This is a genomic window from Streptomyces sp. NPDC037273 (assembly GCF_055603625.1).
On the sequence record NZ_JBVJVO010000027.1, the window covers coordinates 45,615 to 60,337 of the forward strand.

Sequence of the window (14,723 nt, forward strand, 5' to 3'; positions counted from 1 at the left end):
GGGGCCTAGGGTGCGGTCCATGACGACTGCGCCGCGCCCCGCCGCCGAACTGTCCGCCGACGACGCCCGCCGGATCGCGCTGCGCGCCCAGGGCTTCCTGGGCGCGCCGGACCGCCGGGCCGGGGTCCGCGGGGTCCTCCGCTCGCTCGGCCAGGTCCAGCTCGACACCATCTCCGTACTGGCCCGCTCGCACGAGCTCATTCCGTACGCCCGCCTGGGCGCCGTGGGGCGCACGACGGTCGAGGAGGCCTACTGGCCCACCGGGCCCGACGGCGCGCCTCCGGCACGACGCACCGCCTTCGAGTACTGGTCGCACGCCGCCTGCGTGCTGCCCGTCGAGGAGTGGCCGCACTTCGCCTTCCGCCGCCGCGCCTACCGCTCCCGCCCGCACTGGGGCCACGAGCTGTCGCCGGGGGCGTACGACAAGGTGATCGCCCAGCTGCGGGACGAGGGGCCGCTGACGGCGACCGAGCTGGGCGGCGCGAAGAACAAGGGCGAGTGGTGGGACTGGTCCGACTCCAAGATCGCCGTCGAGCGCGCGCTGATGTACGGCGAGGTCGTCGTGACGGAGCGGCGCGGCTGGAAGCGGGTGTACGACCTGGCCGAGCGCGCGATCCCGCAGGAGCTGCTCCATGACGACCTGGACGACACCGAGTGCGTGCGGCGCCTGGTGCGGCAGGCCGGCGAGGCGCTCGGCGTGGGCACCCGCACGGACATCGCCGACTACCACCGGATCAAGGCGGAGCAGTTCGACGCGGTGGTGGAGGCCTCGGGTCTCGTGCCCGTGACCGTGGCGGGCTGGGGGAAGCCCGCCTGGGCCGATCCGGCGGCGCTCGCGACGGAGCCGCGCGGCCGGCACCGTACGACCCTGCTGTCGCCGTTCGACTCGCTGATCTGGGAGCGGCCCCGCACCGAGCGGATCTTCGGCTTCACCCACCGCCTGGAGGCGTACGTCCCGAAGCCGAAGCGGGTGCACGGCTACTTCGCGATGCCGGTCCTCGCCGGCGGCCGCCTCGTCGGCCGCGTCGACCCCGCCCGCGAGGGCCGCACCCTCGTCGCCCGCCAGATCACCCTCGACGGCCCCAAGGCCGTCCCCGCCGTCGCCCGCGCCCTCCGCGAGGCCGCCGAATGGGTCGGCTGCGACGCCGTCTCCATCGAGCGCCTCAGCCACCCGGAGCTGACCCCCGACCTGCTGAAGGCCCTCGGCTAGGCCGCGCTCAGCGGATCTCCAGGATCTTCTCCCGCATCGCGTAGACCACGGCCTCCATCCGGGAGTGCAGCTGAAGCTTCTCCAGGATGTTCCGGACGTGGTTCTTCACGGTGTTCTCGGAAATGAACAGCTCCTTGGCGATGTCGCGGTTGTTCATCCCGGTGGCGACGAGCTTGAGGACCTCCAGCTCGCGGTCGGTGAGGCGGGGCGCGGGGACGAGCCGGCGCTCGTCGGTGCGCTGGATCATCGATTTGAACTCGGTGAGGAGCTTCGACGCCATCGACGGGCTGATCTGCGACTGCCCGTCCGCGACCGCCCGGATCGCCGTCGCGACCTCGTCGGTGGAGATCTCCTTGAGGAGGTAGCCGGTGGCGCCCGCCTTGATCGCGTCGTAGAGGTCGGCCTCCTCGTCGCTGATCGTCAGCATGATGATCTTCGCGCTGGGGGCCACCTCCTTGATGGAGGTGCACGCCTCGATGCCGCCGCGCCGGGGCATCCGGACGTCCATCAGGACGATGTCCGGCAGCAGGTCGGCGGCCTTGTCGACGGCCTCGGCGCCGTCACCGGCCTCTCCGACGACCTGGATGTCCTCTTCCTGGGCGAGGACGATCTCCAGTCCGCGCCGGAAGAGGGCGTGGTCGTCCACGACGAGGACCCGGATCGGCTCCTTGCGGAATCCGCCGCTGTCCGGTTCCGATCCCTGCGGGACCACACCACCGTGCTCGCGCCCGCTGAGCACCGGCCCGAAGCTGTCCGCCATCGTTCCTCCCCCTGAAGGCCGTGGCCTGAATTCGTTTCCGGTCCTTCAACCGCTGCTGGGAGAGCACCGGTTGGCGTGCACGCATGATTTCATGCCCCGGCGTCGCCGGGGTGCTGCATGGGCGCACGGGGGTGCCCCGGGAGGCGACCACGCGCTCCAGGGGCACCGGGTGGGACAGCTGTGGTGGGGGGTGGTGCGGGGGTGGCGGCCGGTCAGCCGCCGAGTGCACCACCGGCGCCGCCGCCCTCGGCGAGCGGGTCGCTCTCCAGGTGGATGACGCCGTAGTCGTACGCGTGTCGCCGGTAGACGACGCTCGGCTGCTTGTTGTCGGAGTCGACGAAGAGGTAGAAGTCGTGGCCGACCAGCTCCATCTCGTAGAGCGCCTGGTCGAGCGTCATCGGGGCGGCCCGGTGGGTCTTCTCGCGGACCACCAGCGGGCCTTCGCCCTGGACTTCGATCGAGCCCATCATCGTGGTGGGCACCTTGTCGGGCTCGTCCACGGCCAGCTGGCCGTCTCCGTTGAGCTGCGCGGCGCCGGGCACCACGTCCCCGACCTCCGCTGCCGACAGCCTGCCGTTGCCGCGGCGGGTGTACCGCTTGTCATGCTGCTTGCGCAGTCGTGCCTCGAGCTTGTCGCTGGCGAGGTCGAGGGCTGCGTACGGGTCGCCTGCCGCAGCTTCCGCCCGGATCACCGGGCCTCGGGAGTGGAGGGTGATCTCCACGCGGTCGGACCGGTCGGCCTGCCGCGGGTTGTGCTCCTTGGACACCTCGACGTCGAGGCTGATCACCTTGCCGTCGAGCTTCTGGATCTTCTCCAGCTTCAGCTTCTCGGCCACGTGCTTGCGGAACCGCTCGGGCACCTCGGTCTTGCGGCCCTTGACGACGATGTCCACGCAGAACTCCGTTCCCGGATCGCCCGGACCGGCTCCTTGGCCGCCGGGCATCTCCCTTTGCACCAGACTCCGGCTGGATTAGCCGGAGCTCGGACTTGGCGACTTTCACCTCCTCCTCCCCAGTCGACAAGATCCCCACCCCATCGACACGAGGTTAATTCGCCCTGAACTCCTGTCCTGTAGGCGCAACCATGTATGCGGTGAGGCGATGGCATTCGCCATTCCTCACAACCGAACATAGCCCCTTCGGACGGGTGTCGGCACCCGCTACCGCGACATAGCTCCGTTCGGGTGCTTTCACCACTCACCACCTGCAACGATCCAAGTTCCCGGCGAGTTCCGGTTTATTTCGAACGAAGCGGGAGAGGATGCGATTACAGCCGCCACCCGCTGTTCGATTTCGCGCTGCGCCGAACCCGCCGGTAAGCCGTGCGGTATTCCGTGAATGAACGGAAGGTGTACGGCTCCGAGGGCGCGCGACGCTTCCGCGAGCGAGGCCCCGGTGGTCATCAGGTCGTCCACGAGCACCACCCGTCCCGCCGTCAGAAGCCTCTCTCCGCCCGACACGAGCTCCAGCGCCCCCGCCAGGTTCGCGAGCCGTCCGCGCGCGCCGAGACCCGCCTGGTCCGCCACGTACCGCCGCTGCCGCAGCACAGGCACAACTCGCGCCGCCCGGCCCGCCCTCCGCAGCCGCGCCGCCGCCGCGAGCGCGATCCGCCGCGTCGGATCGTGGCCACGCGCCCGTACGGAACGCCGGGAGGACGGCACCGGTACGAGGAGCAACGGCCGCTCTCCCAGCCCTCTGGACACCCCTGCGGCGGCCTCCACGGCGGTCGCCAGCGCCCCGCCCAGGGGACGCGCCAGCCTCAGTGCCCCGCGCTCCTTGTGAGCGAGCAACAGCTCCCGTACGCCACCCGCGTACGGCGCCACGGCGTGGACCACGGGCAGTCCTTCGGGCTCGGGCGACGGCCGCACCCGGCTCGGCCGCCCCGGCCCGTGCAGCGCGGCCGCGCAGGCCGGACACAGCTCCGTCCGCGGCCTGCCGCACCCTCCACAGGCGACCGGCAGCACCAGCCCGGCGATCTCCCGCCACCACCCCCGCATGTCTCCACTGTGCGCCTCCCGGCGCCCCCGGGCCACCCCTGTGGAAAACCCCGCGGAGGCCACCGGAAGCCCCGGGGAAGCCGCCGGAAGCCCCCGGGGAAGGCCCCGGGAAGCCCCCGGGGAAGGGCCTCAGGAGCCCCTAGGGATGGGCCCCGGAAGCCCCCGGAAGGCCCCCGGAGTACGTCAGGTGCTGCCCGCCCCGGAGGGACCCGCGCGCCTATCCCGGATAGACCGGCACCTTCCCCGTCTTGACCACCGGCTGCCAGTTCGTGCCCGGCACGAGCCGGACGATGCCGTCGTTGCCGGAGTCGGCGACGAGGGACGACTTGTCGTTGTACGGCGCCGCGACCGAGGTCACCCCGTCCAGACCGGGCAGCACGGACGTCGCCGAGGTCGAGCCGTCGGTCTGGAGGTAGCGGATCTGCTGGACGCCGCCCGCTTCCCTGCCGACCACGACGAGCCGGCTCGGCCCGGCCCAGGAGACGGCCGTGACCGACTCCATGCGGGGCGCGGCGGGCTGGAGGTCGAGCACCGAGACGACGGGCTCGTCGTCCGAGGTCTGCCGCTGGACCCGGCCGATCTGCAGGGTCGTACGGTCGCCCCTGGTGACCACCAGGGCGATCCGGACGCCGTCCGCGGACACCCGCAGGGAGTCGATCCGGGTGTCGTCGTCCAGCCAGGGCGTACGGACCTCGATGGGCTCGCCGGTGCCGTGCGGCACCATCCACAGATGCGGCGACGCGGGGTCCCGGTCGGCGACCCACAGATCGCCCCGGCCGTCCCAGCTGGGCGCGGAGAGGCGGTCCTCCGGCTTGGCGGCCTTGCTCTTGAGGACGGCGGGCGACAGGTCCTGCTCGGTGCTGATCGAGGAGACGAACAGCTCGCGGCCGGCCGACCCGACCCCGGCCGCCCTGGCCTCGCCCCGGTCGACGGCGACGGACCCGAGCGGCACCGTGCCCTTGCCGAACGGCCCCGGCACCTCGGCCGGCGCGGCGCCCTCCTTGGCTCCGAACATCAGCATCATCAGCTTGCCGTGCCCGTCGACGAAGTACGGGTTCTCCTGCCGGTCCCCGTTGCGGACCGCGGCGAACTCGGCGGCCTGCCCCTTGCCGAGGCGGCACAGCGACTGGCCGCCGGAGCCGAGGAGCTCCACCTGCTCGACCCGCACCGACGTCAGATCCCCGAGCGTGAACAGCAGCTGCGCGGCCATCCGCCGGCACGCGACACCGCCCGACCGGTCCGCCTTGGCGTTGAGCGGCACCCGCAGGGTGGACTGGTCGTCCGGGGTCAGCGTGGTGACGCCCTCCCTCAGCTCCATACCGGAGAGGAAGGACGAGTCGACGGCCGGCTTCAGCCAGTTCGTCGGACCTTCGAGGAGCGCCTTCACGGTCTGCGTCACCGGGTCCATCCGGGTGACGGGGTCCTGGCGCTGGCGGATGTAGACCGGGTCGGCGACGACCCAGTCCTCCCCGGAGGCGAAGTAGTACTTGTTGACCGAACGGTAGTTGCGCAGGAAGTCGGCCTCGCCGAGCACCAGGCCGGGCGGGAGGCTGTCGATCCGCCACTCCTTGCCCTTGCCGTTCGCCGTGGGCTGCTGCACGACGTGGATCGACTGCTCGTACTCGGCCGGGCTGACCGGCTGGTACGCGTGCCGGGCGTCCACCGTCGCGATCTTGCGGCCGGAGAGCGGGTAGGCGCGGCCCTGGTTCTCCGGGTCGGCGTTGCGGTCAGCCTGCTCGCGGTCGGGCGCGGTGGTGAGCACGGTGATGCTCTGCTCCGGCTTCCAGCTCCGCGCGGCCTTGCCGGTCAGGTACTTGCGGGCGGTCGCGAAGCCGGGGTCGTCACTCGTCATGGCCTCCAGGAAGCCGTCGACGATCTCGTCCGGTTCCGCGTTGTCCCGCGGCGCGACGGCGTAGACCCGCACCTGCGAGTCACCCGGGTTGGCCCCCTTCACCTCCTGGACCTCACCGCTGTCGGGCATCGTCGCGCAGGCGGACATGAGCAGCCCGCCGCAGGCGGCCAGCACGGCCACCCGCGTCACCCGTCCCCGCCCCGCGTGCTCCGCTCGGGAGTCAGCGCCCACGTGTCCCGTCCTCCCGCTCAGCGTTCCCGTTGCCACCGGCCCCCGCCGTGTTCGCCTCGGCGCCGTCGGTCTCCGCCACCGCACGCGCCACCACCCGCGCGCCGCTGCCGGGCAGGGCCGTCGGGTCGACGGTCGCCCGCGACGGCGCGGGCAGCCTCGGCGGTACGGGGAGCGGGGGCCGCTCCCCGGCGTGCTGCGCCGGCACCGCCACCCGGTGCGCGCTCTCCTGGGCGCGCCCGGCGGCCGCCTGCTCGCGGTTGCGCCGCGAGTCCTCCGGCTCCAGCGGGATCGGGGAACCGCGCAGCGGCTCGTCCGCGGTGCGCGGCAGGGTGAGCCGGAACTGCGAACCGCCACCGGCCTCGCCCCAGGCCTGGAGCCAGCCGCCGTGCAGCCGGGCGTCCTCGACGGCGATCGACAGGCCGAGGCCCGTGCCGCCGGTCGTACGGGCGCGGGCCGGGTCGGCGCGCCAGAAGCGGTTGAAGACCCGGGTGGCCTCGCCGGGCTTGAGGCCCACGCCGTAGTCGCGGACGGCGACGGCGACGGCTCCGCCCGCGGCGGCCAGCTTCACCACCACGTCCCGGCCCTCGCCGTGCTCGACGGCGTTGACGACGAGATTGCGCAGCACCCGCTCGACCCGGCGGGCGTCCGCCTCGGCCACCACGGGCTGCTGGTCGCCGACGACCACGATCCGGGTGCCCTTGCGCTCGGCGAGGGGTTCGGCACCGCCGATGACCCGGCGCACGACCTGGCGCAGGTCTATCGGCTCGGCTTCGAGGGCCGCCGCTCCCGCGTCGAAGCGGCTGATCTCCAGGAGGTCGGAAAGCAGCGACTCAAAGCGGTCGAGCTGGTCGCCGAGGAGCTCGGCGGAGCGCGCGGTCACCGGGTCGAAGTCCACCCGGGCCTCGTGGATGACGTCGGCCGCCATCCGGACCGTGGTCAGCGGGGTGCGCAGCTCGTGCGACACGTCCGAGACGAACCGCCGCTGCATCCGCGACAGCTCCTCCAGCTGCTGGATCTTCGACTGAAGGCTCTGGGCCATCTTGTTGAAGGCCTCGCCGAGCCGCGCGATGTCGTCCTCGCCGGTGACCTTCATCCGCTCCTGGAGCCGGCCGGCGGAGAGCCGCTCGGCGATCCCCGCGGCCATCCGCACGGGCGTGACGACCTGGCGCACCACGAGCCAGGCGATGGCGCCGAGCAGCACGACCACGAACAGTCCCGCGGTCGCAAGGGTGCCCTTGACCAGGGTGAGGGAGTCCTCCTCCTGCGTCAGCGGGAAGAGGTAGTACAGCTCGTACGGCTTGCCCTCGGCGTCGTTCAGCCGCTTACCGATCACAAGGCCGCGCTCGGACGGCTTGCCGCTGGTGTAGTGGATCCGGGTGGACTGCTGGAAGGTGTTCGTGCCAAGGGCAACCGAGGAGCGCAGTTCGGCGGGGATGCTCGTGGTCGGGTCGACCTCGCCGGAGGCACGCGCGCCCCGGCTCGCGGCCTCACCGGTGTCGAGGGAGAGCGCGACCACGTTGAAGGCGCTCTGGCCACCACTGGCGAGCTGCTCGACCAGCGTGGAGCGCCAGTTCACGGAGGCGCCCGCCCGGACGCCCTCCTGCTGGCCAGGGGCCGAGGGAGTGGTCGCCGCCCGGTCCTGGGCGGCGGAGAACCCGCCCGCGGCCTGGCTCTGGGCAGCCTTCTCCTTGGCGTCGAACAGGCCGTTGCGGACCTGTCCGATCACCACGATGCCGAGCAGCAGCACCACGCCGAGGGACATCAGGAGGGTGCCCGCGACGACCCGCAGCTGCAGGTTCCGCCGCCACAGGCGCACGGCGGGCAGCAGCGGCCGGCGCACCCAGCGCACGAAGAGCCCGAAAACGGTTCCTCCCCGGGCCCCGTCCTGAAAGAGCCGTCCGCCGCGCGGCAGACGGCCGGAACGCGAGCCCCCCCGCCTCGGTCCGGCAGTCCGCCCCGTACGGACTCCCGGGTCCCCGGGCTTCGGAGCAGCACTGCCTGCACTCATGTCAGCTCGGTCCCGCCTTGTAACCGACACCACGGACGGTCACCACGATCTCCGGGCGCTCCGGGTCCTTCTCGACCTTCGAGCGCAGCCGCTGGACGTGCACGTTCACCAGCCGGGTGTCGGCCGCGTGCCGGTAACCCCAGACCTGCTCCAGCAGGACCTCACGGGTGAACACCTGCCACGGCTTGCGCGCCAGCGCCACCAGCAGGTCGAACTCGAGCGGAGTCAGCGCGATGGACTGCCCGTCCCGCTTCACCGAATGCCCCGCCACATCGATGACCAGGTCACCGATGGTCAGCTGCTCCGGCGCCGGCTCCTCCGACCTCCGCAGCCGCGCCCTGATACGAGCCACCAGCTCCTTCGGCTTGAACGGCTTCACGATGTAGTCGTCGGCCCCCGACTCCAGGCCCACCACCACATCCACCGTGTCGCTCTTCGCCGTCAGCATCACGATCGGCACACCCGATTCCGCCCTGATCAGACGGCACACCTCGATGCCGTCCCGTCCGGGCAACATCAGGTCGAGCAGCACCAGGTCAGGCTTCGCCTCCCGAAATGCGGCCAGCGCCTTGTCCCCGTCCGCGACGAACGACGGCTCGAACCCTTCACCCCGCAGCACAATGCCGAGCATCTCGGCCAGCGCGGTGTCGTCGTCGACGACAAGAACGCGTCCCTTCATATCGACATCATCCCATTTCCGTATCAGTCCTAAGGCGACTGGTGAGATACCTCACTGACCTGCGGCGACGTCCTGGATCAACCACCAGTGACTGCCCGTACCCACGCACCTCGACGCCAGTCACCACCACCCCCACGGTCGCGCAGAACCGTACCCCGCGAGGCCACCCGCAGCCCATGCGACGGAACGCGCCACTTCCGTACCTCCTTGGCCGGCCATCACGCCACAGGCGAGGTCGAGCAGCGTGCTGTCCGTGGCTCGCGCCATGAAGGTCCGGACGAAGGTACGACCGAGTCGGCGGCCCAGGCCCACGCGCGGGCGGCGCGTGGCACGATGGCAGCCGGCCCGCCGCCGTGTCAGGTGTCGGCCGCCGTGACCGAGCCGGTTTCGCCGATCCGGCACCGCGACCATTCCTCCGAGGTGGACGACCGTGAACGACACTCCGGGCTGGACCTCGCCCGGATCCGCCCCCTCCGACGGCCAGGACGGTTCCGGGGTTCCCCGGCCGACCGCTCCGGCCGACGCGAACGGCTCCGCTCCCCAGTGGTCGAAGGACCAGCCGCCCGCCGGCCAGTGGTCCGCGCCCACCGGGCAGACGCCGCCTCCCGCTCCCGGCGCGAACTGGGGGGCTCCGCCCCCGAACGCGCACTGGGGCACGGCGCCGGCCGCGAAGCCGGGTGTGATCCCGCTGCGTCCGCTCGGGATGGGCGAGATCCTCGACGGGGCGGCGAAGACCCTCCGCGTGTACTGGCGGACGGTGCTGGCCATCACGGTCACGGTCGCGGTGATCTCCCAGATCGCCGACATCCTGGCCCAGCGCTATCTGGTCCCGGCACCCCCGGAGATCAGCGCGGACGCCACCCCCGCCGAGGAACTCCAGCAGTCCCTCGAATCGCTCCAGTCCTCCATGATCGGTCTGGGCCCCTCCCTCCTTGTCACGCTCATGGCGTCCACGGTCAGCGCGGCCCTGCTGACGGTCGTCATCAGCCGCGCCGTCCTCGGCCGCCCGGTCTCGCTGGGCTCCGCCTGGCAGGAGGCCCGCCCCCGGCTGCTCCAGCTGATCGGTCTGACGCTGCTCATGGCGGCGCTGAGCGCGGCCGTCGTCGCCGTCGGCATCCTCCCGGGACTCCTGATCGGCGGCGCCCCCGGCGTGGCCCTCGTCCTCCTCGGCGGCTTCGGCTCCCTCGCGGCGGCGACCTGGCTGGTGATCCGCTTCAGCCTCGCCTCCCCGGCGCTGATGCTCGAACGCCAGGGCGTGATCCGGTCCCTGAAGCGCTCGGCCAAGCTGGTGCAGGGCTCGTGGTGGCGGATCTTCGGAATCACGCTCCTCACCCAGCTGCTGATCTTCCTCTTCACCATGCTGGTCGCGATCCCGTTCGTCGCCATCGGCATCGCGGTCGACGGCGAGGGCTTCTCCGGCCTCCTCTCCGGCTCCACCACCGAGTTCGGCTGGCCGTTCCTGATCGTCACCGGCATCGGCGGCGTGATCACCAGCGCGGTGACCTACCCGATCTCTGCCGGCGTGACCGTCCTGCTCTACGTCGACCAGCGCATCCGCCGCGAAGCCCTGGACCTCGAACTGGCCCGGGCTGCGGGGCTCCCCGGCTACGACACCACCCCGGGCGACCGGATCGTCGGAGGCTGATGCCGTGACGGTCACGGGGGGAACGACCGCGGCACTGCCGACACAGCTGCTCGCCGACGGCGACGTACCGGTGGACATCTCCCGCGTCCCCGCCCGCGAGGCGGCGGAGCGGGAGCTGTCCGATCCGATGTACCACCAGAACGATCCGAGCCTCCTCCAGCGCGGCCTCGACCGCTTCTGGAAGTGGCTCGACGAGCTGTTCGGCGCCGCCTCGGGGGCCACCCCGGGCGGCGTCCTCGGCCTCGTCGCCATCACCCTGGTCGTGATCGCCCTCGTCGCCGCCCTCTGGTGGCGCCTGGGCACCCCGCACCGGGCCCCCGCCACGACCGGTGACTCCCTCTTCGCCGAAGGCCCCCGCACCGCCGAGGAGCACCGCGCGACCGCCGCCCGCCACGCCGCCGCGGGCCGCTGGAACGAGGCCGTCCAGGAGCGGATGCGAGCCATCGTCCGCTCCCTCGAAGAGCGCACAGTGCTCGACCCCCGCCCCGGCCGCACCGCGGACGAGGCCGCCGCCGAAGCCGGCCGCTCCCTGCCCGCCCACGCGGACGACCTGCGCCTCGCGGCCCGCGCTTTCGACGACGTCACATACGGCGGCCGCACCGCCGACGAGCCCGCGTACCGCCGCCTCGAAGAGCTGGACACCGCCCTGGAGCGCGCCCGTCCCACCTTCGACACCTCCTCCACGGGGGCTCCCGCATGAGCCGCCTCGCCACCGCCCCCACCTCGACCGCCCCCTCCGCCCGCCGGGTCTGGACCCGCGTCCGCGGCGCGGTCCTGGTCATCGCCCTCGTACTGATCGGCGGCATCGCCCTCGCGACGGTGCGCTCCACCGACTCCCACGGCGCCCTCGACCCCCGCTCCGCCGACCCCTCGGGCAGCCGCGCAGTCGCCGAACTCCTCAAGGCACGAGGCGTCACCCTCACCCTGGCCACCACCCTCGACCAGGCCACCTACGCGACCGGTCCCACGACCACGCTCCTCGTCGCCACCCCCGACCTGCTGACGGAGTCCCAGCAGGCCACCCTCCGCTCGACCATGACCAGCTCCGGCCGCACCGTCCTCGTCGGCGCGGGCACGGCCTCCCTCGACACCCTGGCCCCCGGAGTCACCACCGCCCCCAGCACCCCGGTCCGGAACCTCGACCCCTCCTGCACGCTGCCCGCCGCCACCCGCGCCGGCAGCGTCGACCTCGGCGGCGAGCGCTACCGCACCACCCCCGGCGCCGACATCTGCTACCCCTCCGACGGCTTGCCGACCCTGGTCCGCCTCCCCGGCCCCGGCTCCACGGACACGGTCCTCCTCGGCTCGCCCGACATCCTCTCCAACAACCGTCTCGACCAGCAGGGCAACGCCTCGCTCGCCCTGCAACTCCTCGGCTCCCGGCCTCATCTCGTCTGGTACCTCCCCTCCCTCGCCGACACCTCCGCCACCACCGACGACCCCGCCGGCGACACCACGGGCAACTTCCTCTCCCTCATCCCCTCCGGCTGGCTGTGGGGGACCCTCCAACTCGCCGTCGCGGCCCTGCTCGCCGCCCTCTGGCGGGGCCGCCGCCTCGGCCCCCTCGTGACCGAGCGACTCCCCGTCGCGCTCCGCGCCTCCGAAGCCACCGAGGGCCGCGCCCGCCTCTACCGCAAGGCCGACGCCCGCGACCGCGCCGCCTCCGTCCTGCGCACCGCGACCCGCACCCGCCTCGCCCCCCTGCTCGGCGTCCCCGTCCGGGACGCCCACTCCCCCGAGCGCCTCCTCCCCTCACTCTCCGCCCGTCTCCCCGACACGACCGCGGACCCCCGCGACCTCCTCTTCGGCCCGGCTCCCGCCGACGACGCCACCCTCATCCGCCTCGCGGACCAACTCGACGCCCTCGAAAGAGAGGTACGCACCTCATGAGCGCCCCGACCCCCGTGACCGCTGCGAACTCGGACGACGCCCGCGCCTCCCTGGAGGCCCTGCGCTCCGAGATCGCGAAGGCAGTGGTCGGCCAGGACCCCGCCGTCACCGGTCTCGTCGTCGCCCTGCTCTGCCGGGGACACGTCCTCCTCGAAGGCGTCCCCGGAGTCGCCAAGACCCTTCTGGTGCGCTCACTCGCCGCCGCCCTCGAACTCGACACCAAGCGCGTCCAGTTCACCCCCGACCTCATGCCGAGCGATGTCACCGGCTCCCTGGTCTACGACACCAGGAGCTCCGAGTTCTCCTTCCAGCCCGGCCCGGTCTTCACCAACCTGCTGCTCGCTGACGAGATCAACCGCACGCCCCCCAAGACGCAGTCCTCGCTCCTGGAAGCGATGGAGGAACGCCAGGTCACCGTCGACGGCACCCCCCGCGCCCTGCCCGAACCCTTCCTGGTCGCGGCGACCCAGAACCCCGTCGAGTACGAAGGCACCTACCCCCTCCCCGAGGCCCAACTGGACCGCTTCCTCCTGAAGCTGACGGTCCCTCTGCCCTCACGCGCGGACGAGATCCAGGTCCTCACCCGGCACGCCGAGGGCTTCGACCCCCGCGACCTGAAGGCCGCCGGCGTCCGCCCCGTCGCGGGCCCCGCCGAACTCGAGGCGGCCCGTGCCGCCGTCGCCAAGGTCTCGGTCTCCACCGAGATCGCCGGCTATGTCGTCGATATCTGTCGTGCCACGCGTGAATCCCCCTCGCTCACGCTCGGGGTCTCCCCCCGAGGCGCCACCGCCCTGCTGTCGACCGCTCGCGCCTGGGCCTGGCTCACCGGCCGGGACTACGTCACCCCGGACGATGTGAAGGCCCTCGCTCTCCCCACCCTGCGTCATCGCATCCACCTGCGGCCCGAGGCCGAGATGGAGGGGGTCACCCCCGACTCCGTCATCAACTCGATCCTCGCCCACGTCCCCGTCCCCCGCTGAGAACGGCGCCCCATGGCCCTCACCGGACGAACAGCGCTGCTCGCCGCCCTCGGATCGCTCCCCGTCGGCATCCTCGCCCCCAGCTGGACGGGGATGCTGGCGGTGAACGCGCCGCTCTCACTAGCAATTCTGTGCGACTACGCACTGGCCGCGCCAGTACGAAAGCTGCAGTTCACCCGAAGTGGTGACACATCCGTTCGACTCGGTGACGCGGCAGACGTCCACCTCACCGTAGCCAACCCCAGCGGCCGGCCGCTCCGCGCCCAGCTCCGCGACGCCTGGCCGCCCAGCAGCTGGCTCCCGGGCACCGAACTCACCGCGTCCCGCACGAAATTGAAGGTCCCCGCCGGCGAACGCCGCCGCCTGACGACCCAACTGCGCCCCACCCGCCGCGGCGACCGTCACGCCGAACGGATCACCGTCCGCTCCTACGGCCCCCTGGGCCTCGCCGCCCGCCAGGGCCACCACCAGGTCCCCTGGACGGTCCGCGTCCTGCCCCCCTTCGCCAGCCGGAAGCACCTGCCGTCCCGCCTGGCCAGACTCCGCGAACTCGACGGCCGCACCAGCGTCCTGATCCGCGGCGAGGGCACGGAGTTCGACAGCCTCCGCGAGTACGTCCCCGGCGACGACACCCGCTCGATCGACTGGCGGGCCACCGCCCGCCAGAGCACGGTCGCCGTCCGCACCTGGCGCCCCGAGCGCGACCGTCACATCCTCATCGTCCTCGACACCGGCCGCACCTCCGCGGGCCGCGTCGGCGACGTCCCGCGCCTCGACGCCGCCATGGACGCGACACTCCTGCTCACCGCGCTCGCCTCCCGCGCCGGTGACCGCGTGGACCTCCTCGCCTACGACCGCCGCCTCCGCGCCCAGGTGCAGGGCCGCTCCGCCGGCGACGTCCTCCCGGCCGTGGTCAACGCCCTCGCCCCGCTCGAACCCGAGCTGGTCGAGACGGACGCCCGCGGCCTGGTCGCGACCGCCCTCGCACGCGCTCCGCGCCGCTCCCTCATCGTCCTGCTGACCAGCCTCGACGCCGCCCCGATCGAGGAGGGCCTCCTCCCGGTCCTCCCCCAGCTCACCCAGCGCCACACGGTCCTGGTGGCCTCCGTGGCCGACCCCCACATCACCCGCATGGCCGCCGCCCGCGGCACCATCGAGGGTGTCTACGAAGCCGCCGCTGCCACGCAGACCCAGTCCCAGCGCTCCCGGTCCGCCGACCAGCTCCGCCGCCACGGCGTCACGGTCGTCGACGCCTCCCCCGAAACCCTCGCCCCGGCCCTCGCCGACGCCTATCTCGCCCTCAAGGCAGCCGGCCGCCTCTGACGGTCACCACCACATCGACTCCCCCGAAAGGGGGCCTGTCGGTGAACCTGGCTGTAAACGCAGAAAAGCCCCGCACCATAAGGTGCGGGGCTTTCCCACAATGATTGTTCGGCGGCGTCCTACTCTCCCACAGGGTCCCCCCTGCAGT

Annotated in this window: 12 protein-coding genes; 6 read left to right on the top strand and 6 right to left on the bottom strand. The window is 72.5% G+C overall.

Annotation, left to right across the window (positions count from 1 at the left end; genetic code table 11):
* Positions 1-19: 19 nt before the first annotated feature.
* The gene (locus ACZ7G1_RS37700) at positions 20-1,210 is read left to right on the top strand and encodes a winged helix-turn-helix domain-containing protein (RefSeq protein ID WP_470876680.1); all 1,191 of its coding nucleotides are present in this window, start codon (positions 20-22) and stop codon (positions 1,208-1,210) included.
* A gap of 7 nt (positions 1,211-1,217) precedes the next feature.
* Here ACZ7G1_RS37700 and ACZ7G1_RS37705 read toward each other — a convergent pair whose 3' ends face one another.
* The 6 genes from ACZ7G1_RS37705 to mtrA all read right to left on the bottom strand — a co-directional run bounded on the left by ACZ7G1_RS37705 (position 1,218) and on the right by mtrA (position 8,737).
* Positions 1,218-1,970: a response regulator gene (locus ACZ7G1_RS37705; protein ID WP_470876681.1), complete on the bottom strand. Its 753-nt coding sequence runs from the start codon at positions 1,968-1,970 to the stop codon at positions 1,218-1,220.
* Between the two features lie 212 nt (positions 1,971-2,182).
* The gene (hpf, locus tag ACZ7G1_RS37710; protein WP_469759686.1) at positions 2,183-2,863 is read right to left on the bottom strand and encodes a ribosome hibernation-promoting factor, HPF/YfiA family; all 681 of its coding nucleotides are present in this window, start codon (positions 2,861-2,863) and stop codon (positions 2,183-2,185) included.
* 297 nt (positions 2,864-3,160) lie between these two features.
* A complete protein-coding gene (locus tag ACZ7G1_RS37715) occupies positions 3,161-3,967 on the bottom strand; it encodes a ComF family protein (protein ID WP_470876682.1) in 807 nt (268 codons plus the stop codon).
* A 217-nt stretch (positions 3,968-4,184) separates the two neighbouring features.
* Entirely contained in the window at positions 4,185-6,050 is a 1,866-nt protein-coding gene (locus ACZ7G1_RS37720) for an LpqB family beta-propeller domain-containing protein (protein ID WP_470876683.1), read from the bottom strand.
* A complete protein-coding gene (gene mtrB, locus ACZ7G1_RS37725) occupies positions 6,040-8,058 on the bottom strand; it encodes an MtrAB system histidine kinase MtrB (protein WP_470876685.1) in 2,019 nt (672 codons plus the stop codon). The genes ACZ7G1_RS37720 and mtrB overlap by 11 nt, the downstream gene beginning before the upstream one ends.
* Before the next feature lies 1 nt (position 8,059).
* Positions 8,060-8,737 (bottom strand): two-component system response regulator MtrA, encoded by a 678-nt coding sequence (gene mtrA / locus ACZ7G1_RS37730; RefSeq protein WP_010356958.1) that lies wholly within the window; start codon positions 8,735-8,737, stop codon positions 8,060-8,062.
* Positions 8,738-9,167: 430 nt separating this feature from the next.
* Here mtrA and ACZ7G1_RS37735 point away from each other — a divergent pair, with 430 nt between their 5' ends.
* From ACZ7G1_RS37735 to ACZ7G1_RS37755, 5 genes are read left to right on the top strand one after another with little or no spacing between them, the layout of a single operon-like run.
* Positions 9,168-10,382 carry a hypothetical protein gene (locus ACZ7G1_RS37735; protein WP_470876687.1) on the top strand — a complete coding sequence of 405 codons (1,215 nt, stop codon included), beginning with the start codon at positions 9,168-9,170 and terminating at the stop codon, positions 10,380-10,382.
* Positions 10,383-10,386: 4 nt separating this feature from the next.
* A complete protein-coding gene (locus ACZ7G1_RS37740; RefSeq protein ID WP_470876688.1) occupies positions 10,387-11,082 on the top strand; it encodes a DUF4129 domain-containing protein in 696 nt (231 codons plus the stop codon).
* Complete coding sequence (locus ACZ7G1_RS37745) at positions 11,079-12,272, top strand: DUF4350 domain-containing protein (protein WP_470876690.1); 1,194 nt, start codon at positions 11,079-11,081, stop codon at positions 12,270-12,272. Before ACZ7G1_RS37740 ends, ACZ7G1_RS37745 begins: the two co-directional genes overlap by 4 nt.
* Positions 12,269-13,252 (top strand): AAA family ATPase, encoded by a 984-nt coding sequence (locus tag ACZ7G1_RS37750; protein ID WP_470876692.1) that lies wholly within the window; start codon positions 12,269-12,271, stop codon positions 13,250-13,252. The genes ACZ7G1_RS37745 and ACZ7G1_RS37750 overlap by 4 nt, the downstream gene beginning before the upstream one ends.
* A gap of 12 nt (positions 13,253-13,264) precedes the next feature.
* Positions 13,265-14,575 (top strand): DUF58 domain-containing protein, encoded by a 1,311-nt coding sequence (locus ACZ7G1_RS37755; protein WP_470876694.1) that lies wholly within the window; start codon positions 13,265-13,267, stop codon positions 14,573-14,575.
* The last annotated feature ends 148 nt before the right edge of the window (positions 14,576-14,723 follow it).